Consider the following 21304-nt stretch of genomic DNA (forward strand, 5'->3'; position numbering starts at 1 on the left):
TCACAGCGGCCATCCGGATAGGCGCGAAACTCCTACGATGTACGTCATGAGCGAAACCGCGCCACGCGGTATCAACCCCGCGATCCCCCACTCGGCCCGGGTCTACGACTACTGGCTCGGCGGCAAGGACAACTTCGCCGCCGACCGCGACGTGGCCGAGCAGACGATGGCGGCCGTGCCCGGCATCCGGGAGAGCGCGCGGGACAACCGGGCCTTCCTCGGCCGGGCCGTACAGTTCTTGATCGACCAGGGTGTCCGGCAGTTCCTCGACCTGGGCACCGGCATTCCCACCCAGGGCAACACCCACGAGGTCGCGCAGGCGGCGGCGCCCGAGGCGCGCGTGGTGTACGTGGACAACGACCCGATCGTGATGACGCATGCCAGGGCGCTGCTGACCAGCACGCCGGAGGGCCTCACGCGCTACATCGAGGCCGACATCCGCCGCCCCCGCGACATCCTCGACCATCCGGACACCCGAGCGACGCTGGACTTCAGCCGGCCGATCGGGCTGATGATGGTCGCGATCCTCATGCATGTCCCCGACGAGGACGACCCGGCCGCGCTCGTCCGGGCCTTCGCCGGCGCGCTGCCGCCCGGCAGCTTCCTGGTGCTGAGCCACCTGACGCTCGACTTCCTGCCCGAGGAGCACGCGCGCCGCTACCTGGCCGCCACCAAGGACCAGGCCATGCGGCGCACCCCGCGCGGCGGGAGGGAGGTCGCCGCCTACTTCGACGGGTTCGAGCTGGTCGAGCCGGGGCTGGTGGACGCGCCGCACTGGCGGGACGAGCCGCTGTTCGACGACCCGCCGGCCTGGATGTACGCCGGCGTCGGCCGCAAGGCGTGAACAGGCCATCCGATCGCGGTATAACTGTTAGGAAACTTTCCTTTATATAAAATTTCGTATAGGAAGGAGTCAACCCACCGCTACCGCAAAGGACGCGTGACATGCGAAGGTTGATCACCTTCTTAGCCATGGCGATCGTTGCCGCGACCACCGTCGTGGTCAACGCCTCGCCCGCCTCCGCGCACGGTTTCATCACCAGCCCGCCGAGCCGTCAGGCCAACTGCTTCGAGGGCCGGGTCCCCAACTGCGGCCAGATCGTCTGGGAGCCGCAGAGCGTCGAAGGGCCCAAGGGCCAGCGCAACTGCCACGCCGGCGACGCCCGCTGGGCCCCGCTCAGCGACGACTCCAAGCCGTGGCCGGCCGCCACCGTCGGCAGCACGGTGAGCTTCAAGTGGTACATCCCCGTCCCCCACTCGACCAGCACCTGGGAGTACTACGTCGGCAGCGAGCGCGTCGCGGTGTTCAACGACCGCGGCAGAGTGCCGCCGTCCTCGCTCACCCACTCCGTGAACCTCGGCAACCGGACCGGCCGCATCAAGCTGCTGGCCATCTGGAACATCGCCGACACCGAGATGGCGTTCTACAACTGCGTCGACCTCCAGATCGGCTCCGGCCCGGGAGAACCCACCCCGACGCCGACCCCGACCCCCACCCCGACGCCCACACCGACCCCGACGCCCACACCCACGCCCACCGGCCCCGTCGCCACCTGGGCCGCGGGAACCGCCTACACGCCCGGCGTGAAGGCGATCTACAACGGAGCCACCTACCAGTGCCTCCAGGCGCACACGGCGATCCCCGGCTGGGAACCGCCGAACGTCCCCGCCCTGTGGAAGCGGGCCTGACCCGAGCTCGGTCCGGCGGGCCGGAACCCGCCGGACCGCACCGCGGTCCTGCCGGCCCGCTGCGGCGGAGAGGCGGGCCGGCAGGGGGTCACCGGGTCAGGATCGCGTGATGCGCACGTCGTCCACCCCGGCCTCGATCAGGCTGGCCGTACTCGCGTCGGCCGTTTCGATCAGCAGCCGGACGGTCTGACCGCCGAAGGAGGTCAGGTTGATCGTGGCCGGCTGCCACGCACCGGCCCGGTTGGCTGCCGAGCCCAGCTGCTGCAGCACCACGGTGCTGGTCGTGCCGGACACGACGCGGACCCGGAAGAAGTCGGCGCTGGAGGCGTTGTTCAGGTGCGCCAGGTACCACGACAGGTTCAGGGTGAGCGTAGCCGTGGGCAGGGCGATCTCCGGGGAGCGGATGGTCGTGACGCCGCCGTCGACGTCATGCGTGCCCGCGCCGCCGGCGCCGGCCAGCCGCCCGGTCACCAGGTCGTTGGTGCCGCTGACGGTGGTGCCCAGTTGCAGCGTGACACCGGAAGTCGTCTGCTCGGGGTCGCCGCGTTCCCACGCGCCGGTCGTGGCGGTGTCGGTGCCCGAGGCGTTGGCCGTCCAGCCCTGGGCGGTCTCGAACGTGTCGTTGAAGACCACGTTGCTCACCGTGCCGACGTTGAGGGTGAAGGTGGCGGTACGGGTCACGGAGGTGCCCGTGCCAGTGACGATGATGGAGTACGTCCCGTTGGCGGTGGCGGCCCCGACCGAGATCGTCATCGTCGAGGAGGCGCCCGAGGGCACCGTGGCCGGGGAGAACGTCACCGAGACGCCGGCCGGCGCGCCGGCCGCGCTGAAGGTCACGTTCTGGCCGGGCGGCGTGATGGTCGTCGTGCTGACGGTGCTCGTCGTCTGCTGACCCGGCTCGACGTTGGCCGAGGTCGGGTTCAGCGCCATCGCCCAGTCCGGGCCGGCGGTGCACGAGGTGGGCTCGCCCGCCGCGGCCGGCACGCTGACGGCCAGCCAGGCGGCCTTGGTCGCGTTGAACTCGGCGCAGGAGCCCGGGAACATCTGGATGGCCGCTTCCAGCGACGCCTTGCGGGCCAGCGAGTGGGTCCACGTCGCGGTCTTGCGCAGCAGCGTGCCCATGAAGATCTGGCCGGCCTTGCGCGGGCCGATCCCGACCAGGGTGGTGCTGTTGCAGGTCGGGCTGACGGGCTGGCCGTTCGTCGGGTTGGTGCCCTCCGCCAGCAGGTAGAACCAGTGGTTCTGCACCCCGGCGGCCGCGTGGACCTCCATGTTCGGCACGGAGGCGGAGAAGCAGTTGGGGTTGCCGGAGATCAGCGACGGCTGGTGCATGTAGCGGATGGGACCGTTGCCGACCAGGTTGACCTCTTCGCCGACGCTGTAGTCGGGCGGGTCGAGGTTCGGCGGCTCGTTGGCGAACCACTCGGTGAGGGCGCCGAAGATGTCGCCGGTGGACTCGTTCAGCCCGCCCTTCTCGTTGCTGCCGGTCGAGCCGCCGGGCGTGGTCTGGAAGATGGCGTGGCCGTACTCGTGCGCCACGACGTCCATCGGCGTGGCCTGGCGCTGGTTGTCCTGCGAGTGGCCGAAGTTGGTGTAGCTGCCGTTCCAGAAGGCGTTGACCTGGTTCAGGCCGACGCGGGCGGGGAAGCCGCCGCCGCTGCCGTTGATGCCGTTGCGGCCCAGCCAGTCGCGGAGCATGTCCCATTCCTTGCCGGCGGCGAACAGCGCGTCGACGCAGGCGGTCTCCAGGTTGGTGCCCGAGCCGTTGCCCCAGGTGTCGTCGGTGCCGGTGAATGTCTGGCCGTCCTGGCCGCCGCACCTGATGCCGGTGCGGACCGGGTCGGCCATGGAGAAGCTGGAGCCCGAGCCGGAGGTGCCGATGGTGACCGGGTTGCCGTTGTAGAAGCTGTTGCCGGTGCCCTTCATGACCTCGTCGGACTTCTCGGCGACCGCGCCGGTGAGGGCGTCCACGAGAACGTGCAGCCGGGTCTCGAGGCCGTCCTTGTCCGTGCCCGTGACCAGCACCTTGTAGGCCAGCCGGCCGGTCCCTTCCGCGATCACGCTGAGCTGCGGCGCCGAGACGGAGGACACCTCGGGCACCAGGGCGCGGGCGGTCTGCGCGGCCTGGTCGGCGGTGACGGCGGGCTTGGTGGCGACGTTCAGCGTGGCGGTCTGGGCGATGGAGGTGCTTAGGACGCCGCCGGTGGCGTTGGTGACGACCACGAAGTCTCCGCCCACGACCGGGAGGCCGGCGTGGGTGCGGCTGTAGGAGACGTAGTTCAGGCCACCGAGGCCGCCGGTCACGCTCTGGCGGACGAAGGCGTCCTTGGGCGAGTTGTGCAGAGCTGCGGGGTCGGACTCCACGAGCCGGTCCGCCGATTGGGCGGCCGCGGTGGCGGGGTCCGGGGGCGCGGCGGCGGACCGGACGGTCTGCCCGGCGGCGGCTGTCGCGCCGGTCATCGCGACGAGGATGCTGGTAGCGCCCGCGACGAGCGTTAACGCGGCTTTGCGTTTCACGCGGTGCTCCTTCTGGGGGGCGGGCGGCCGCGCTGGGGGTCACGACCGCCAGGGAGATAGGGGGTGCGAGATCTCCCCAGGGATCTCGGGTGGCGCGCGCCGCGTTTTCCTCAGGTGAGGGACGGCGTTCCTGTATTGGATGCGAGCGTCATTTGTCGGTCAACATGTCAGTAAATAGTTAGAAATTCACAGACAAGGCAGGTCGCCGGCGACGCCGCTCCTGACAGGGGTCTTGACAGCCCTGGACTTGCTGCTCACTGTGTAAATCGTGGTGTAAGCGCTTTCAGTCCGTCAGCCTCCCCTGGAAGGGAGACCCCGGTGACACGCTTACAGCCTCTCCCCGGCAAGGGCGGCGGCCGGTACGCCACCGAGTGGATCGAACACCCGGGCGGCGCCTGCACGACCCGCACCGTGATGGAGGAGGGTGCCATCCGGTGCGCGGACGTCGTGCCCCCGAACTGCCGGACGGTGGACGACCGCCGGCGCTTCCACCTCTACCGCGACGTTCCCGGCTCGAACCCGACCGGCGTCCCGATCAAGAGTACCGGCTCCATGGCCGGCCGGTCCGTGGTCGCCGGCAACCTGGTGCTGCGGCAGTACGGCGTGGGCATGGGCGCCTACCTCCTGGAACGGCTCGGGTGAGGAGCACGGTCTCCGGCCCGCGAGGGACGGGCCGGAGACCGCGGCAGCGATCCGCTACGAGATCCCGAACGCCTTCGTGACCGTCTGCTCGACCGTGTTGCCGCCCGAGTCCGCGGCCTTGACCCGCATGGACACGGCCGCCGCGCCGCGCGGGTGGACCGCGATCGTGCTGAAGCGCCCCTGCCCGAGCGGCAGCACGGGCTGCCCGCGCCAGGTCCTGCCGTCGTCGTAGGAGAGCTCGAGCTGGAGGCTCCTGGGCTTGAGCCCGGTGACGCCGTCCTGGTGCCGGAGCGAGAACCCGAGCGTGCTCGCCCTGCCGGCCTTGCCGTACACGTCGGTGCGCACGGCGTAGTCCACCTGGAGCAGGGGCAGCAGCTCCTGCCCGCGCTTCGAGCCGAACGTCCACGCCGTCTCGGTGGCCACGCCGAGCGTCCACTCCTCCGAGGTCCGCGTGGTCGACAGCTCGAGCCGGTACGTCGCGTCCCCGGGCGCGACGGGGAACTCGCCCCAGGCGCCGTACGGCATCTCCGCCACCACCGTCCCGTCCCTCAGCAGGCGGCCCTTGGAGGTGTCCTCGTCGGCGCCGCGCCGGGAGGCGTGCCCGGAGGCGTCCACGAAGTCGGGGATCATGATGGTCAGCGTGTCACCGGTGCGGGTCGCGGCCGGTCCCCATGCCGGGATGGCCGGCCGTACCACCGGGGCGTGCCAGCTCTCGCCGGTCTTCTCGCCCGGCCGGTAGGAGCGGGGCGGTTCGGTCAGCCCCGAGCGCAGCTGGCCCAGGCTCTCCCAGGCGTACAGGTGGTTGACGATGTGCTGCCACTGGGTGCCGTCGGCGCTGAGGTACTCGGTCCTGCGCAGCGGCGTCTTGACGATGCGCTGCCGCTCGCCCTGGAAGTCCAGGTCGTAGAACTGCCACGGCCGCCAGCCGTACCGCTGCTCCTTGGCCCAGCCGTAGCCGCCCGCCTCCTGATAGGTCGTCTCGACGCGGGCGGTGTTGCGGCTGGTCACCTCGTGCACGACGCGCTCCGGGACGTGCCCGCCGGAGACCTGCATCACCTCGTAGAGGTACGGCGAGGCCATCGCCGCGGTCACGTCGAGGACGGCCCGCCCCTTCCTGACCTGCTCCAGCAGCTTCTGCCCGTGATCGGCGGCGATCATCAAGGTGGGGATCGGGTCGCGCTCGCCCACCGGCCACCAGCGCTGCCAGGCCGCCTGGCCGGGCGTGGTGATGATGATCGCGGCCCGGGCGCCCTGCCGGGCGGCCTCGCCGATCAGGGCGCTCCAGTCGTCCTCCTCCGTGGTGGGCAGGAGCGCGGCCCGTCCGCGGCTTCCGGCCGTGCCCTCGACGAGCGGCCAGCGGTGGCGCCCGTCGAACTCCGGCGACTGCGCCATGGGGATCATCGGGTACGGCCGGCCCGCCGCCTTCGCGCTGATCCGCGGCGCCTGGAGCTGCCAGCGTGAGGCGAACTCGAAGGAGCCGTCGCGCACGGGCTCGGTGGGGGTCACGTTGAGGCCCTCGACCGAGTCGAAGTTCATGGCCGCCTGAATGATCTTCCGGCTGCCGTAGGCGCGATGGGTGACGTAGGTGAAGACGCCGGCCTGCTCGACGGGCTGCGGCGTCTTGATCGTGACGGGGTTGGCCTTGCGGGCGTCCAGCACGATCTCCAGGTCGCGGTCGACCTTGAGCTCCGGCGTGACGACCAGGCTGTCGCGGTAGTGCGGCGGGCCGAACTCGCCCATGATGGCCTGGGTCATGTAGGTGCCCTCGAACACCTCCAGGGTGATGCCCTCTTCTTTGGCGTCGTTGCCGATGTAGGTGAGGACGTCGTCCTCCCTCGAGGCGCCGAACATCGTGATGACCGGCACGGAGGTGCGCTCTCCCGCCGGGTCGATCCCGATGACGTGGACCTTGTGCGCCGGCGGCTGTTTGGTGATCGCCAGCGTGGTGTGCACGCTTTCCGTTCCGGCGCTCGCGGTGAGGTAGCCGCCGTACCGGCCGCGCTCCAGCTTGGCGAGGTCGGCGCGGACCTTGACGGTCGCGGTGCCGCCGGCCGCGACGGTCACGCTGGGCGGGTCGAGGGTGATCGCGCCGCCTGCCGGTCCGCCTTCGCCGAGGTGCGCCAGTGTGGCGCCGGGGGTCAGCGTGACCGGGGCCGCGGTGCCGTTGGTGTAGGTGACCTGGCCCTCCGCGGCGCCGGGGCCGGTGCCGTCGGAGTGGACGCCGAGGTCGAGCACGCCGGTGGCCGTCACGCCCTGCCGCGTGGCCCTGGCGACGTCCAGCCGTCCGCCGCCCTGCTGGTGGATGGTCTGGCCGTCGATGGTCTTGGCGGTGCCCACCAGCGCGTTCTTGAGCTGGGCGGCGGTCCAGTCCGGGTGCCGCTGCTTGAGGATCGCGGCGGCGCCGGCCACGTGCGGCGTGGCCATGGAGGTGCCCGACGCCGCGGTGTGCGTCTCGCTGACCGGATCGCCCAGGGTGGTGCCGGCGGCCCTGGCGGCCACGATTCCCACGCCCGGCGCGGTGATGTCCGGTTTGGGCGCTCCGTCGAGCCTCGGGCCCTGGCTGGAGAAGCCGGCCAGGGCGTCCTGCCGGTCGACGGCGCCGACGGTCAGCGCCGAGTCCGCGGCGCCCGGCGTGCCGACCGACCAGGGCCTGCCCTCGTTGCCCGCGGCGACCACGAAGAGCGCGCCGCTCTGTGCGCTGAGCGTGTTGAGTGAGGTGCTGAGCGGGTCGGTCCCGTCGGTGGCGTCGCCGCCCAGGCTCATGTTGACGACGGCCGCGCCCTGGGCCACCGCCCATTCCATGCCCTCGATGATCTGGGAGAAGCTGCCGAGGCCGCCGTCGCTCAGCACCTTGCCGACGATCAGGTCGGCGCCCGGCGCGACGCCCTTCTTCTGCGGCCCGCCGGCGATGGTGGCCGCCACGTGGGTGCCGTGGCCGTGACCGTCCTTCACGCTGGGCTCGCCGGTGAAGACCTTGCTCTCCTTCACCCTGCCCCGCAGGTCGGGGTGATCCTGGTCCACCCCGGTGTCCAGCACGGCGACCTTGACGCCCTTGCCGTCGAGGCCGGCCTGCCACGCCTGCGGCGCGCCCACCTGGACGACGCTCTGGTCGAGCGAGGCCCCGACCTTCGCGTCGAGCCAGACCTTGCGCACTCCGGCGACCGAGACCCCGCCGGTCTTCCACATCCCGGCCAGCGACGTCTTGCCGGCCGCCACCGCCTGGCCGTTCACGCTCTCCAGCGTCGCGGTGACGCCCGCTCTGGCGGCGGGCCTGCCCTCATAGGTGAACAGCAGCGGCAACGTGGCCGTCGAGGCGTCGTCATAGCCCTGCTCGATCAGGTCGCTCACGGAGAAAAGCGCAGGATCGATCCGCTTGGCGGTCAGGAGCGGGATCGCGTCGGAGGGCAGGATCCGCAGCCGGCCGTTCTCCTCGGTGGAGTGAAAGCGGATCCGCTCACGGCCCGGTCCGGGTTTGACGGCGACGCCCTTCCGCCCGCCGCCCGCCTCGGTGACGGTCACCACGTCGCCGGTGATCAACGTGACGGTCCGGCTGGTGAGGGGGGTGTCCGGGCTCTGGGCCGCCGCGGGTAAGGCCGTGAGCAGGGTGACGCCGAGGACCGGACCCATGACCGCGGCCGCGGTGGCGCGTGCAAGCCTGTGCATCGGGTGCCTTTCGAGATCATCTTATGGGGATCTCGAGTTTTCAGAACGACCGATTACCACATCAAGCGCTCAGGCTGACATTTCTCGACATGTCTGGTAAATGCCACAGTCGGCGCTTGACTGCGGTCATGTCCCCAGCGCGCACCGGATCAGGGTATCGGCCGCCGCGCGGGCCTGCGCCGCGGTGTCCGGGTCGCCGGTGATGGCCGCCGTGGTCTGGGCGCCCTCGGCGAGGAGGGCGAGTTGCGGGGCGAGGTAGGCCGGACCGCCCGCCGCGCGGACGAGCTCGGCGACGTGACGCTGGAAGGACGTCTTCTGCGCCCGGACGGCCTCGGCGACGCCGGCGTTGCCCCCTGCCAGCTCGCCGAAGAAGTTGATGAACGCGCACCCGCGGAAGCTGTCCTCGCGGAACCACTCGGCCAGGAAGTCGAAGACGGCCAGCACCTTGCCACGCGGCGTCCGGGCGGCGGCCACGGCGGCGCCGATGCCGAGGTTCCACTGGTTCGTCCGGTGCCGGAGCACGGCCAGGACCAGGTCGTCCTTGGCGGGGAACAGCGCGTAGATGCGCTTCAGCGACACGCCCGCCGCGGTCCGGACGGCGTCCATGCCGACCGCCTGGACACCACGGGCGTAGAACAGCCGGTCGGCGGCGTCCACGACCCGTTCGCGCGCCGTCTCCTCGTCGATCATGCGTGCTCCAGTTGCGCGGAGAACAATCGTTCTCTACTGTAGGACACCTCGGCGGAGAACGCTCGTTCTCCGCCCAAAGGGAGGGAAATCTGATGGGCCACATCACCGTCGGCGCCGAAAACAGCACCGCCGTCGAGCTCTACTACGAAGACCAGGGATCCGGTCAGCCGGTCGTCCTCATCCACGGCTACCCGCTCAACGGGCACAGCTGGGAGCGCCAGACGCGCGAACTCCTCGCCGCCGGCTACCGGGTCGTCACCTACGACCGCCGCGGCTTCGGCCAGTCCAGCAAGGTCGCCGGCGGATACGACTACGACACCTTCGCCGCCGACCTGAACACGCTCCTGGAGACGCTGGACCTGCGCGAGGTCATCCTCGTCGGCTTCTCCATGGGCACCGGCGAACTCGCCCGCTACGTCAAGAACCACGGCCACGAGCGCGTCGCCAAGCTCGCCTTCCTGGCCTCGCTCGAGCCGTTCCTGGTGGCGGCCGACGACAACCCCACGGGAGTGCCCCAGGCGGTCTTCGACGGCATCGCCGCCACGGCCAAGGCCGACCGCTACGCCTGGTTCACCCAGTTCTACAAGGACTTCTACAACCTGGACGAGAACCTCGGCACCCGCATCAGCCAGGAGGTCGTCACCGCCAACTGGAACACCGCCACCACCTCCGCCCCGGTCGCCGCCTACGCGGTGGTGCCCGCGTGGATCGAGGACTTCCGCGAGGACGTCGAGGCCGTGCGCGCGGCCGGCAAGCCGGCCCTGATCCTGCACGGGACCCGGGACAACATCCTCCCGATCGACGCCACCGGGCGCCCCTTCCACAAGGCGTTCCCCGAGGCGGACTACGTCGAGGTCGACGGCGCCCCGCACGGCCTCCTGTGGACCCACGCCGCCGAGGTCAACGAGGCCCTGCTGGCCTTCGCCGCCAAGTAACCGCCCGCTCCGCCCCGCCGTACTCCGCCGGGGCGGAGCCCTTATCCTTAGGCCGTAAAGAGATCTTGGCGTGAGGAGTGCCGGTGACCGTCTACGCGGGCCAGGGCGATGCCCGGCGGACCATGGCGGTGCTCTGGGGCACCGAGACCCCCAAGGAGACGCGGCCGGGGCCGAAACCGGGGCTCAGCGTCGAGGTCATCGTGGCCGCGGGGATCGAGGTGGCCGACGCCGAGGGGATGGCGGCGCTGTCCATGCGGGCCGTCGGCGAGCGGCTCGGGCGCACGGCCATGGCGCTGTACACCTACGTGCCGGGCAAGACGGAGCTGCTCGATCTCATGGTGGACCGGGTGATGGCCGAGGTGCCCGCGACCTACCCGCGCACGGACGGGTGGCGGGCGGCGGTGACGGCCTGGGCGCACGACCTGCGCGCCTTCTACCTGCGCCATCCCTGGGTGCTGCAGGTGTCGCAGGCCAGGCCGGTGCTCGGGCCCAACGAGTTCGCCGTCGTCGAGACCCTCACCGCGCTCCTGCGCGAGACCGGGCTGCCGGCGGCCAGGCTGCGCGGCGTCGTGGCCGCGCTCATGGACGTGGTGCGCGGCGCGGCCAGGACCGTCGCCGAGTCGCGCCGGGCCCCGGCGGAGACCGGCGTCACCGACCAGGAGTGGTGGGCGGCACGCTCGGCGCTGATGCGGGAGATCGCGCCGGACTTCGCCGGCCGCTTCCCCGCGGTGACCTGGCTGGAGCGTGGCGACGCCGTACCCGATGACGGCAGCGGCACCCCCTACCTCGAGCAGGTGGCGCAGCGGGCGTTCGCGGAGGGGCTCGGCACGCTGCTGGACGGCATCACAGCCCGGTGACGCGCATGGTGATGTTGAGCCTGCCCGTCAGGCCGAGCGACGGGGCGGCGGTGCCCGGGTAGACCTTGGGCACGCCGTGGTAGGCGAAGCGCGACGGGCCGCCGAAGACGAACAGGTCGCCGGATTCGAGCCGCAGATCGGTGTACGGCCGGCCGCGCGTCTCGGTGTTGCCGAAGCGGAACAGGCAGGCGTCGCCGATGCTGAGCGAGACCACCGGGGCGGCGGAACGTTCGTCCTTGTCCTGGTGCATGCCCATTCTGGCCTGGTCGTCGTAGAAGTTGATCAGCGCGGTGTCGGGCGTGTAGCCGTCGTCCGGGCGGTCGTAGGCGGCGGCCAGGGCCTGGCGGCCGAGCGCGACCATCCATGCGGGGAACTCGGCCACCCGGGCGCCGTTCACGTCGTCGGCGGTGCGGGTGTAGCGGTAGGGCTGCCAGTGCCACCCGACGCACACCGTCCGCACCGACATGACCCCGCCCCGGGGCAGCACGGTGTGCCGGATGGGCACCGGGCCGCCGGCCCACGCCCGGCAGGCGGCCAGCAGGTCCAGCTGCCGATCCAGGTCCAGCCAGCCGGGGACGTGGACGGCCCCCGGGGCGATCTCGCGGCGTGGCAGCGGCATCATCGCAGGCAGGCCAGGGTCTCGCGGAGTTCCTGCTCCAGGATGGCGCCCGCGGCCTCGGCGTCGCCCCGGGCGACGGCCGCCACCAGCCCCGCGTGGGCCTCGTCGCCGTGGCCGCGCTCGTGGGAGTGCACGTCCAGCAGTCCGGCCAGGTCGAGCAGGCCCTTGCGCAGCACGGGGACGAACTCGCCGAACAGGTCGGTGAGCACGGGGTTGTGCGCGGCGGCCACCACCGCGGCGTGCAGCGTGATGTCGGCGGCGATGAACCCCTCGTCCAGGCCCGGGGCGGCGGCCGCCGCCTCCCGCCGCCGTTCCAGCGCCTCTTCCAGCGCGGTGACGTCGGCCTCGGTACGGCGGGCCGCCGCCAGCCGGGCCGCCTGCACTTCCACCAGCATGCGCACCTCGTACACGTCGCCGATGGCCGCCCGGCGCAACCGGGCCGGCCAGTCCTCCGGTGTCTCCGTCGCCATGACGAACACCCCTGACCCCTGCCGGGGTTGCACCAGCCCGGCCCCGGCCAGCGCGCGGAGGGCTTCGCGGACGGTGGAGCGGCCGACGCCGAGGGTGGCGGCGAGCGTGGTCTCCCCCGGGAGCTTCGTGCCCACGGGCCAGCGGCCGGCGGCGATCTCGTCGCGCAGCAGCTGGATGGCCTGCTCGACCAGAGGGCTCGGGCGGAGGGCGCCGAGCGGCATGGTCACCTCTCAGGTTGTCTGAGGAGTTGGTTGTGTGCCACCATACCCGGCATGTCGCACAGTGGGCTGCTTCTTCTCGGCGGCCGCGGCGGGGCCTGATCCGACCGGCACCCCGCCGCGGGGTGCCGTGCTGCCGGTCGATGGCAACCGGACCATCGGAAGGGCACACCCCTGTGAACTGGAACCCGCAACAACCCAGCGGCATGCCGTACCAGAAATATCGCCCGATCTTCGACCGGGTGGACGTCCCGCTCGCCGAGCGCTCCTGGCCGGCCCGCAGGATCGCCCGGGCCCCGCTGTGGGTCCCCGTCGACCTGCGCGACGGCAACCAGGCGCTGGCCGAGCCCATGGACACCCCGCGCAAGCGCCGGATGTTCGACCTCCTGACCGGCATGGGCTTCAAGGAGATCGAGGCCGGCTACCCGTCGGCCGGTCAGACCGACTTCGACTTCGTGCGGCATCTGGCCGAGTCCGGCGACGTGCCCGACGACGTGACGATCGTGGTCTTCACCCCGGCCCGCGACGACCTGATCGAGCGCACGTTCGCCGCCGTCAAGGGGCTGCCGCGCACGGTCGTGCACCTGTACACCGCCACCGCCCCGGTCTGGCGCGAGGTCGTGCTCGGCCGCGACCGGGACGACCTGCACCGGATGATCCGGCGCTCGGCCACCCAGGTGCTGCGCCTGGCCGGCGACTCGACCCGGTTCCAGTTCTCGCCCGAGGTGTTCAACCTCACCGAGCCGGACTACGTCCTGGAGGTGTGCAACGGGCTCAGCGACCTGTGGGACGCCTCGCCGGACCGGCCGGTGATCCACAACCTGCCCGCCACGGTCGAGGCCGCCACCCCGAACGTCTACGCCGACCAGATCGAGTACATGCACCGCCACCTGGCCAGGCGCGAGGCGGTGATCCTGTCGGTCCACCCGCACAACGACCGCGGCACCGGCGTGGCCTGCGCGGAACTGGCCGTGCTGGCCGGCGCCCAGCGGGTGGAGGGCTGCCTGTTCGGCAACGGCGAGCGCACCGGCAACGTGGACCTGGTCACGCTGGCGCTCAACCTGTACGCCCAGGGCGTGGACCCGATGATCGACTTCTCCGCCATCGACCGGGTGCGCGAGGTCGTGGAGCACTGCAACCGCATCCCGGTCCACCCGCGCCACCCCTACGGCGGCGACCTCGTCTACACCGCCTTCTCCGGCACCCACCAGGACGCGATCAGCAAGGGCCTCGGCCGGTACACCGGCGGGCGCTGGGAGGTGCCCTACCTGCCCATCGACCCGGCCGACGTGGGACGCACCTACGAGGCGGTCATCCGGGTCAACAGCCAGTCGGGCAAGGGAGGCATCGCCCACCTGCTCAAGACCGGCTACGGCCTGGACCTGCCGCCCCGGCTGCGCGCCGACTTCTCGCAGGTCGTCCAGCGGGCCACGGACGCCTCCGGGCGCGAGGCCGCGCCCGCCGACCTGTGGGAGCTGTTCGAGGCAACCTACCTGGCGCCCGGTCGTGGCGGCGGCTGGAGCGCCACCGGCTCCCTCGACGCCCTCACCCGGGAGCTGGCCCGGGCGGGGATCAAGGTCGAGATCCTGAGCCACACCGAGCACGCCACCGGCGGCGCGGCGACCGCCTACGCCGAATGCCGGGTGAACGGCGAGACCCGATGGGGCGCCGGGCGGGACGCCTCCGCGCTCACGGCGTCCGTTCAGGCCGTGCTGTCGGCGGTCAGCCGCGCGTCCGCCCGGCCCTCTCCGTGAGATAGCGCTGCTCGGGCAGGCTGGTCGTACGGCGGGCCGCCTCACGGTATGCCTCGCCGGCCGCCCGCTCGTCCCCGGCCAGCTCCAGCAGGTGCGCCCGCACGGCGTACCACCGGTGGTGCTCCCCCAGCGGCCCGGCCAGCGCGTCCACCAGCGCCAGCCCCTCGCGCGGCCCGCGGACCATGGCGACGGCGACCGCGTGGTTGAGCCGCACCACGGGATTGTCCGACGCCCCGGCCAGCAGCTCGTAGAGGGCGAGGATCTGCGGCCAGTCGGTGTCCCCGGCCCGCGGCGCCTCGTCGTGGACGGCCGCGATCGCCGCCTGGAGCTGGTAGGGGCCGAGCGTGCTCGCCGCCAGCGCCCCGCTGACCAGCTCGACGCCCTCGGCGATCATCTTCTGGTCCCAGAGCGAGCGATCCTGCTCGGCCAGCGGGATCAGCCGGCCTTCGCCGTCGGTGCGGGCCGACCGGCGGGCGTCGGTCAGCAGCATCAGCGCCAGCAGCCCGGCGACCTCGCCGTCGCCGGGCAGCAGGCCGCGCACCGCCCGGGTCAGCCGGACGGCCTCCGCGGTCAGGTCGGTGCGGTGCAGGTCGGGGCCGGAGCTGGCGGTGTAGCCCTCGTTGAAGATCAGGTAGAGCACGTGCAGGACCACGCGCAGCCGTTCTGCCCGCTCCTGTTCCGGCGGCGGCGTGAACTGCGCCCCCGCGGCCTTGATGCGGGCCTTGGCCCGGCTGATGCGCTGGGCCATCGTGGCCTCGGGCACGAGGAACGCGCGGGCGATCTCGGCGGTGGTCAGGCCACCGACCGCGCGCAGCGTGAGGGCGAGCTGCGACGGCTCCGACAGCGCCGGATGGCAGCACAGGAACAGCAGCGTGAGCGTGTCGTCCCGGTCGGGCACCGGCTCGCCGGGCTCGGGCCAGGCGGCGACGGTCTCCTCACGGCGGCGGCGGGAGGCGTCGCTGCGCATCTCGTCGATGATGCGGCGCGAGGCGACGGTGACCAGCCAGCCGCGCGGACTGTCCGGCACCCCTTGCTCCGGCCACTGGACGGCCGCGTCCAGCAGGGCTTCCTGCACCGCGTCCTCGGCGGCGTCGAACTGCCCGTAGCGCCGCACGAGGGTGCCGAGGACCTGCGGCGCCAGCTCATGCAGCAGGTCCTCGACGCCCGCCACTTAGCCGGCCTCGCCGATGACGGGGCGGATCTCCATGGCGCACAGCGCGGCGTCGGGCCAGCGGGCGGCGATCTCGGTCGCGCGCTCCAGGCTCTCGACGTCGACCGTGACGTAGCCGGCCATGAGCTCCTTCGACTCCAGGAACGGCCCGTCGGTGACGACCGGGACGCCGTCGCGCACCTGGACCGTGCGCGAGCTCCCGGCCAGCGCCATCCCGTCCACGAACTCGCCGCTCGCCTGCAGCTCGGCCATGATCTGGCCGACCTCGGCCATGACCTTGTCCATGTTCTCTTCGATCGCCTTGCGCGACTCTGCGTTGTTGTAGATCAACAGCATGTACTTCATGCCAGAGCTCCTCTCGTGCCACCCCTGAGTCGGAGCGAAGGCCGGCGTCTCGACACCTACCGGCACCATAGTTCACGGCTGAATGTTGAGGTTGAGACGGAAGAGGTTGGCGGGGTCCCAGATCCGCTTGACCGCGCGCAGCCGCTCGAAGTTCCCGGGCGTGAAGGCCCGGTGGGCGCGGGCGGGGTCGGCGAGGAAGTTCAGGAACGAACGCCCCGTCGCGTACGGCAGCGCCACCGGCTTGGCCACGATCACCGTGAACTCCGTGTCGCGGTGGCTGACCGGCGCGTCGTCCGGCCCCCGCTCGGCCAGCGCGCCGCCCCAGTGGCGCACCTCCACCGCCGCGTCCCCGACCGCCGCGGCGGCCTCGAGGACCGCGTCCGGCAGGCTGTCGTAGAGCTCGAGCGTCCGGGCGGGGGTGCCGCCCATGGCGGCGCTCGCGTACGGGATGTCCCGCAGTTCGCCGTCGAGCACCGGCCCCAGGCGCCGGATCAGCGGTGCGGCCAGCTCGCGGGTGCCGCCCGTCTCGCCCATGGCCTTGATCACCAGCGTGCGGTCGGGAGTGAGGACCGCGGCCGTGCTCAGCTCGGGCGGCAGGCCGGCGGCCCAGTCGCGGTAGGCGGCGAGCTGCTCGGCGGCGTCGGTGACGGCGAAGGTCAGCAGGCCCGCGCACACCTGGCCGACGGGGTGCAGCTCGAACTCCAGCGAGGTGACCACGCCGAAGTTGCCGCCGCCGCCGCGCAGCGCCCAGAACAGCTCCGGGTGGTGCTCGGCGTCCGCGGTGACGATCCGGCCGTCGGCGGTGACGACCTGGGCGGCCAGCACGCTGTCGGCGGCGAAGCCGTACCTGCGGGCCAGCCAGCCGAGGCCGCCGCCCAGCGTGTAGCCGGTGACGCCGACGGTCGGCGAGGAGCCGGACAGCGGGGCCAGCCCGTACGGCGCGGCGGCGGCGAGCACGTCGGCCCAGCGGGCGCCGGGGCCGGCCTTGGCCACGCGGCGGTGCGGGTCCACACGCACGCCGGACATGTCGGTGGTCTTCAGCAGCAGGCCGCCGTTCGCGGGAACGTGGGTGCCGTGGCCGGTCGACTGGACGGCCAGCGGGAGGTCGCGCTCACGGGCCTCCAGCACGGCCATCCGCACGTCGTGGGCGGTGAGGGCGCGGGCCACCAGGGCGGGGCGGGCGTCCAGGGCCGGGTTGAACGGCTGGGCCCGGTGCTCGTCGTAGCCGGGCTGACCGGGCAGGTAGGTGGTGAAGCCGAGGTCGCGGGAGATCGTCTGCTGCGTCATGGCTTCACTGTGCGCCGGGGCGTTTACGGATTCTTTCTCATCCACTTACGGTGGCCCTTATGCGATTCGGGGTGCTGGGAGCACTGACCGTCTGGACCACCGGCGGCGAGGTCGTCAGCGTGCCGGGGGCCAAGGTGAGAGGGCTGCTCAGCGACCTTCTCGTGCACGAGGGCCGGCCCGTCCCGGCCGACCGGCTCGTGGACGATCTGTGGCGCGAGGACGAGCTGCCCGGCAATCCGGCCGCCGCTCTTTCGGTCAAGGTCTCCCAGCTACGCCGGATCCTGGAGGACGCCGAGCCCGGATCGCGGGGCCTGGTCGCCGGCGTCCCCGCCGGGTACATGATCACGGCGTCGACCGACGCCGCCGCCTTCGAGGAGCTGCTGGCCGGCGCGGCGGCCGCCGCCGATCCGAAGACGCGGGCCGGCCTCCTGGCCGAGGCCCTGGCGCTGTGGCGCGGTCCCGCCTTCGCGGACTTCGCCGACCACGACTTCACCCGCGCCGCGTCCGCGCGCCTGCACGAGCTGCGCCTGACCGCCGAGGAGGACCGCGCGGAGGCCCGGCTCGAGCTGGGCGAACACGCCGCGCTCGCCGCCGAGCTGGCGGACCTGCTGGGCGAGCATCCGCTGCGCGAGCGGCTGCGCGCCGCGCACATGCGCGCGCTCTACCGGTCCGGACGGCAGGGCGAGGCGCTGGCCGGCTACGAGAGGCACCGCGCCGTCCTGGCCGAGGAGCTGGGGCTGGATCCCGGCCCGGAGCTGGCCGCGCTGCACCAGGCGGTGCTGGTCCAGGATCCCGCCCTCGCGCCCGCGTCCGCGGTGACCGGGAACGTGCCCGTGCCCATCGGGGCGCTGATCGGGCGGGAGGAGGCGGTCGAGGAGATCCTGGCCCACGCCGGCCGGGAGCGGCTGGTCACGCTGACCGGGCCCGGCGGGGTCGGCAAGACGCGGCTGGTGGTCGAGGTGGCCGGGCGGCTGTCGGCGCCCGACGGGGTGTGGCTGGTCGAACTGGCAGCCGCGGACCGGGCCGGTGACGCCGACGCCGTGGCGCGGCTGGCCGAGGCGGTCACCGTGGTGCTCGGGCTGCGGGGCGGCGGCGATCCGGTGGAGCGGCTGGCCGAGGCGCTGCGGCCCCGCCGTACCGTGATCGTGCTGGACAACTGCGAGCACGTGATCGAGCCCGTGGCGGCGCTGGCCGGCCGGCTGCTGGCGGTGGCGCCCGGGTTGCGGTTGCTGGCCACCAGCCAGGAGTCGCTGGGACTGGCCGGGGAGCTCGTGTGGAGCGTGCCGCCGCTGGAGGTGCCCGGGGGCGGCGAGCCGGTGGGGCGGGCGGCCGCGGTGCGGTTGTTCGTCGAGCGGGCCCGCGCGGCCGATCGGGGTTTCCGGCTGGAGGAGGACAACGCGCAGGCGGTCGCCGTCCTGTGCCGGCGCCTGGACGGGATTCCGCTCGCGCTCGAACTGGCCGCCACGCGGGTGCGGGCGCTCGGGGTGGCGGGCGTGGTGGAGCGGCTGGACGACCGGTTCCGGCTGCTGGCCGCCGGGCTGCGCGGGGCGCCGCCCCGGCAGCAGACGCTTCTGGCGATGATCGACTGGAGCTGGGGGCTGCTGGACGACGAGGAGAAGGCGGCGCTCCGGCGGCTGGCGGTCCACGCCGACGGGTGCACGCCGGAGGCCGCCGAGGCCGTGGGCGGCGGCGGCCCTGACGTGCTGGCCAGGCTGGTGGACCGGTCGCTGGTGGCCGTGCACGAGGGGCGCTACCGGCTGCTGGAGTCCGTGGCCGCCTACTGCGTGCGGCGGTTGCGGGAGGCGGGAGAGCTGGAGGACCTGCGGGAGCGGCATCACCGGTACTACGCCGGCCTGGCCGCCCGGGCGCGGCCGTACCTGCGCGGGGATGAGCAGCGGGGCTGGCTGCTGCGCCTGGACGCCGAGGCCGCCAACCTGCGCGCGGCGCTCGGCCACGCCGTGCGCGCGGGGGCGGCCGGCGACGCGCTCGCGCTGGCCGGGTCGCTGGGGTGGTACTGGTTCCTGCGCGGGCGGCTGTCGGAGGGCGTGCGCGCGCTGCGATCGGCCCTGTCGGTGGACGGCGGCGCCGCCCACCTGCGGGCGGCGGCCATGGCGTGGCAGACCGGGCTGGAGTTTCTGAGCGGCGATGTCCTGCACACCCCGGAGCCCGGCGCGCCGGACGCCACCGCCCTCGCCCTGGCGCTCGCGGGCGGGGCCGAGCCGGGCGTCGGGGAGGCCGTCGGCAGGGCGTCGCGCCGGGCCGCCGCGCTCGCCGGGTTCGGCCCGCCGGCGGGCGACGCGCTTGAGGCGGCGGCGGCTCGGTGGTTCCTGGCCTACGCCTCGATCGACCTCGGTGACATGTCGGCGGCCGGGGACCTGCTCGGGGCGGCGCTGCCGGCGTTCGAGGCCGGGCGGGACGCGTGGGGGGTGGCCGCGACGCTGGCCGTCTGGGCCAAGCTGGCCCACGTCCGGGGAGACCTGGAGGCGGTCGAGCGTGACGCGCGGCGCAGCAGGGCGGCCTTCGCCGCGCTGGGTGACCGGTGGGGCCAGATGGAGGCGGTCGGCTGGCTCGGCGGCGCGGCCGAGCTGCGCGGCGACCTGGAGACGGCCGACCGGCTGCAGCGTGAGGGCCTGGGGATGGCCGAGGAGCTCGAGCTCTGGACCGAGGTAGCCGGGCGGCTGGCGTGGGTGGGCTGGCTGGCCCACCAGCGGGGCGAGCACGCCGCGGCGGTCACCGACTGCGAGCGCGCGCTGGCGATGGCCAGGCGGCAGGCCCACCACGCCTCCCAGATCCTGGCCATGATGGGCCTGGCCTTCTCCGCCCGGCAGTGCGGCGACCTGGACCGGGCCGACCGGCTGCTGGGTGAGATCCGGTCCCTGTCCGCCCTCGGCGAGGGTCCGGAGGGTGAGCGGCCGGCGGTGACCGAGGAGCCGCCGCCGTACCTGCCGCTGGTCCTGGCGCAGCAGGCGTTCGTGGCCGAGGGGCGGGGTGAGCCGGAGCGGGCGCTGCGGCTGAGCCTGGCCGCCCTGGACACCGCCGCGGCGCTGCGCTACGAGCTCGGTTTCCCGCCGGGCTTGATGGCGCTGGCCGCGGCCCTGGCCGGCGTGGGACGCCCGGAGCTGGCCGCCGCGGCGCTGGCCGTACTCGAGGAGCTGACGGAGACGACCCCGCTGAGCGCGTCGGAGCGGGCCGACCGCGACCGTGTCGCCGCGCGGCTGCGCGCGGACCTCGGCGACCAGGCGTGCGCCGCCCCCCTGACAAGGGAAGAACTCATCAACGCGGCACGAAGCCTGCCGCATTAGCCAATAACGTGGGGTTTCATGAAGGAACTTTCCTGGCCAGAGGTGAGCGCGCGACGGCTGGTACGGCAGGGCCTGGCGGACCCGGTCAAGGGCGCCTCGCCCGCCGAGCTCGCCTCGGCCATGGCCGGTGTGCACGCCCAGGTCATCTCGGCGGGCGAGCACTCCCTGGCCCTCCGCCTCGACGGCGCGACCCGGCAGGACGTGCAGAAGGCGCTCTGGGAAGAGGGGACGCTGGTCAAGACCTACGGCCCGCGCGGCACGGTCCACCTGATGGCCACGCGCGACCTGCCGATGTGGGTGGCGGCGATGTCCACGATCCCGGCCGGGCCCTCGGGGCTGCCCGAGGACGCGCGGCTGACGCCGGAGCAGACCGAGGAGCTGATGGCGGCGATGCGCCGGGTGCTGACCGGCGCGATGCTGACGACCGACGAGCTGACCGAGGCCCTGGTGGCGGCCACCGGCCCCTGGGCCGGCGAGAAGGTTATCCCAGCATTTCAGGACATGTGGCCACGCTGGCGGCAAGCGGTCGGCCACGCCGCCAACCGGGGCGCGATCTGCTTCGGCCCGAACCGGGGCCGCAAGGTCACCTTCACCGCCCCTCCTCCCTTCGCGCCGGTGACCGGGCGCCACACCCTGACCACCGCCTACCTGCACGCGTACGGCCCGGCCACCCCCCAGCAGTTCGCCCGCTGGCTGGGCACGTCCATCACCTGGGCCACCGCGGCGTTCGCCGAGCTGGAGCTGGAGGAGGTGGCCTTCGACGGCGGCCGGGCCTGGGTCCTGCCGGGGGACACCGAGGCGCCGCAGGCCGAGGCCCAGGGGGTGCGGCTGCTGCCGTACTTCGACGCCTACCCGATCGCGGCGCAGCCGCGCGAAAGGCTCTTCCCGGGCCGCGCCTGGGAGCGGGCCCTGAACCGGGGACAGGCGGGCAACTTCCCGGTGCTGCTCCTCGACGGCGTCGTCGGCGGCGTGTGGCACCAGAAGCGCTCCGGCAAGAAGATCACGATCACCATGGAGACCCTGGAACCCCTCTCCCCCGCCCACCGCCTGGAGCTCGACGACCAGGTGGCCCGCCTCGGCGAGATCATGGACGGCGCCCCCGCGCTGACCCTCGGCCAGGTCACGGTCGGCCCCCACGCATAAC

The 21304-nt window shown here is 73.0% G+C and carries 16 protein-coding genes; 8 read left to right on the forward strand and 8 right to left on the reverse strand.

The window, feature by feature from the left end; genetic code table 11:
• The first annotated feature begins 46 nt into the window (after positions 1-46).
• Together FVE25_RS41560 and FVE25_RS41565 are read left to right on the forward strand one after the other, a co-directional pair.
• Positions 47-844, forward strand: a complete 798-nt coding sequence (locus FVE25_RS41560) for an SAM-dependent methyltransferase (RefSeq protein WP_157252990.1) — start codon at positions 47-49, stop codon at positions 842-844.
• A gap of 128 nt (positions 845-972) precedes the next feature.
• Entirely contained in the window at positions 973-1689 is a 717-nt protein-coding gene (locus FVE25_RS41565) for a lytic polysaccharide monooxygenase (protein ID WP_246268267.1), read from the forward strand.
• Between the two features lie 96 nt (positions 1690-1785).
• Here the strand turns inward: FVE25_RS41565 and FVE25_RS41570 are convergent, their stop codons facing one another.
• A complete protein-coding gene (locus FVE25_RS41570; RefSeq protein ID WP_157252992.1) occupies positions 1786-4206 on the reverse strand; it encodes a M4 family metallopeptidase in 2421 nt (806 codons plus the stop codon).
• A 318-nt stretch (positions 4207-4524) separates the two neighbouring features.
• On the opposite strand from FVE25_RS41570, the gene FVE25_RS41575 reads away from it, so the two are divergent.
• Positions 4525-4848, forward strand: coding sequence for a hypothetical protein (locus FVE25_RS41575; protein ID WP_157252993.1), 324 nt, complete (start codon positions 4525-4527; stop codon positions 4846-4848).
• A 54-nt stretch (positions 4849-4902) separates the two neighbouring features.
• Here the strand turns inward: FVE25_RS41575 and FVE25_RS41580 are convergent, their stop codons facing one another.
• Both FVE25_RS41580 and FVE25_RS41585 read right to left on the reverse strand, forming a co-directional pair.
• Positions 4903-8511 carry a S8 family peptidase gene (locus FVE25_RS41580; RefSeq protein WP_157252994.1) on the reverse strand — a complete coding sequence of 1203 codons (3609 nt, stop codon included), beginning with the start codon at positions 8509-8511 and terminating at the stop codon, positions 4903-4905.
• Between the two features lie 126 nt (positions 8512-8637).
• A complete protein-coding gene (locus FVE25_RS41585; RefSeq protein ID WP_157252995.1) occupies positions 8638-9201 on the reverse strand; it encodes a TetR/AcrR family transcriptional regulator in 564 nt (187 codons plus the stop codon).
• A 92-nt stretch (positions 9202-9293) separates the two neighbouring features.
• Here FVE25_RS41585 and FVE25_RS41590 point away from each other — a divergent pair, with 92 nt between their 5' ends.
• Complete coding sequence (locus FVE25_RS41590; protein ID WP_157252996.1) at positions 9294-10136, forward strand: alpha/beta fold hydrolase; 843 nt, start codon at positions 9294-9296, stop codon at positions 10134-10136.
• Between the two features lie 83 nt (positions 10137-10219).
• Positions 10220-10993, forward strand: a complete 774-nt coding sequence (locus tag FVE25_RS41595) for a TetR/AcrR family transcriptional regulator (RefSeq protein WP_157252997.1) — start codon at positions 10220-10222, stop codon at positions 10991-10993.
• On the opposite strand, the gene FVE25_RS41600 is transcribed toward FVE25_RS41595, so the two are convergent.
• Positions 10980-11615, reverse strand: a complete 636-nt coding sequence (locus FVE25_RS41600) for an alpha-ketoglutarate-dependent dioxygenase AlkB family protein (RefSeq protein WP_157252998.1) — start codon at positions 11613-11615, stop codon at positions 10980-10982. The genes FVE25_RS41595 and FVE25_RS41600 overlap by 14 nt on opposite strands.
• A complete protein-coding gene (locus tag FVE25_RS41605) occupies positions 11612-12304 on the reverse strand; it encodes a FadR/GntR family transcriptional regulator (protein WP_157253051.1) in 693 nt (230 codons plus the stop codon). Before FVE25_RS41605 ends, FVE25_RS41600 begins: the two co-directional genes overlap by 4 nt.
• 203 nt (positions 12305-12507) lie before the next feature.
• Here FVE25_RS41605 and FVE25_RS41610 point away from each other — a divergent pair, with 203 nt between their 5' ends.
• On the forward strand, positions 12508-14055 hold the full coding sequence (locus FVE25_RS41610) for a 2-isopropylmalate synthase (protein WP_157253052.1): 1548 nt from the start codon (positions 12508-12510) through the stop codon (positions 14053-14055).
• Here the strand turns inward: FVE25_RS41610 and FVE25_RS41615 are convergent.
• The 3 genes from FVE25_RS41615 to FVE25_RS41625 all read right to left on the reverse strand — a co-directional run bounded on the left by FVE25_RS41615 (position 14024) and on the right by FVE25_RS41625 (position 16858).
• A complete protein-coding gene (locus FVE25_RS41615; protein ID WP_157252999.1) occupies positions 14024-15226 on the reverse strand; it encodes an RNA polymerase sigma factor in 1203 nt (400 codons plus the stop codon). The genes FVE25_RS41610 and FVE25_RS41615 overlap by 32 nt on opposite strands.
• Positions 15227-15571 carry a YciI family protein gene (locus tag FVE25_RS41620; protein ID WP_157253000.1) on the reverse strand — a complete coding sequence of 115 codons (345 nt, stop codon included), beginning with the start codon at positions 15569-15571 and terminating at the stop codon, positions 15227-15229.
• Between the two features lie 72 nt (positions 15572-15643).
• Positions 15644-16858, reverse strand: coding sequence for an FAD-binding oxidoreductase (locus tag FVE25_RS41625; RefSeq protein ID WP_157253001.1), 1215 nt, complete (start codon positions 16856-16858; stop codon positions 15644-15646).
• Between the two features lie 59 nt (positions 16859-16917).
• On the opposite strand from FVE25_RS41625, the gene FVE25_RS41630 reads away from it, so the two are divergent.
• Both FVE25_RS41630 and FVE25_RS41635 read left to right on the forward strand, forming a co-directional pair.
• Complete coding sequence (locus tag FVE25_RS41630; protein ID WP_157253002.1) at positions 16918-20160, forward strand: AfsR/SARP family transcriptional regulator; 3243 nt, start codon at positions 16918-16920, stop codon at positions 20158-20160.
• Positions 20161-20178: 18 nt separating this feature from the next.
• A complete protein-coding gene (locus FVE25_RS41635; protein WP_157253003.1) occupies positions 20179-21303 on the forward strand; it encodes a winged helix DNA-binding domain-containing protein in 1125 nt (374 codons plus the stop codon).
• Position 21304: the final 1 nt, after the last annotated feature.

It is taken from the genome of Nonomuraea typhae, from assembly GCF_009760925.1.
Lineage (GTDB): Bacteria > Actinomycetota > Actinomycetes > Streptosporangiales > Streptosporangiaceae > Nonomuraea > Nonomuraea typhae.

Coding starts and splice junctions, on each gene's coding strand:
- FVE25_RS41610 (WP_157253052.1), top strand. CDS start 12,508: ATGCCGTACCAGAAATATCGCCCGATCTTCGACCGGGTGGACGTCCCG.
- FVE25_RS41565 (WP_246268267.1), top strand. CDS start 973: ATGGCGATCGTTGCCGCGACCACCGTCGTGGTCAACGCCTCGCCCGCC.
- FVE25_RS41630 (WP_157253002.1), top strand. CDS start 16,918: ATGCGATTCGGGGTGCTGGGAGCACTGACCGTCTGGACCACCGGCGGC.
- FVE25_RS41635 (WP_157253003.1), top strand. CDS start 20,179: ATGAAGGAACTTTCCTGGCCAGAGGTGAGCGCGCGACGGCTGGTACGG.
- FVE25_RS41585 (WP_157252995.1), bottom strand. CDS start 9,201: ATGATCGACGAGGAGACGGCGCGCGAACGGGTCGTGGACGCCGCCGAC.
- FVE25_RS41580 (WP_157252994.1), bottom strand. CDS start 8,511: ATGCACAGGCTTGCACGCGCCACCGCGGCCGCGGTCATGGGTCCGGTC.
- FVE25_RS41560 (WP_157252990.1), top strand. CDS start 47: ATGAGCGAAACCGCGCCACGCGGTATCAACCCCGCGATCCCCCACTCG.
- FVE25_RS41605 (WP_157253051.1), bottom strand. CDS start 12,304: ATGCCGCTCGGCGCCCTCCGCCCGAGCCCTCTGGTCGAGCAGGCCATC.
- FVE25_RS41600 (WP_157252998.1), bottom strand. CDS start 11,615: ATGATGCCGCTGCCACGCCGCGAGATCGCCCCGGGGGCCGTCCACGTC.
- FVE25_RS41625 (WP_157253001.1), bottom strand. CDS start 16,858: ATGACGCAGCAGACGATCTCCCGCGACCTCGGCTTCACCACCTACCTG.
- FVE25_RS41590 (WP_157252996.1), top strand. CDS start 9,294: ATGGGCCACATCACCGTCGGCGCCGAAAACAGCACCGCCGTCGAGCTC.
- FVE25_RS41620 (WP_157253000.1), bottom strand. CDS start 15,571: ATGAAGTACATGCTGTTGATCTACAACAACGCAGAGTCGCGCAAGGCG.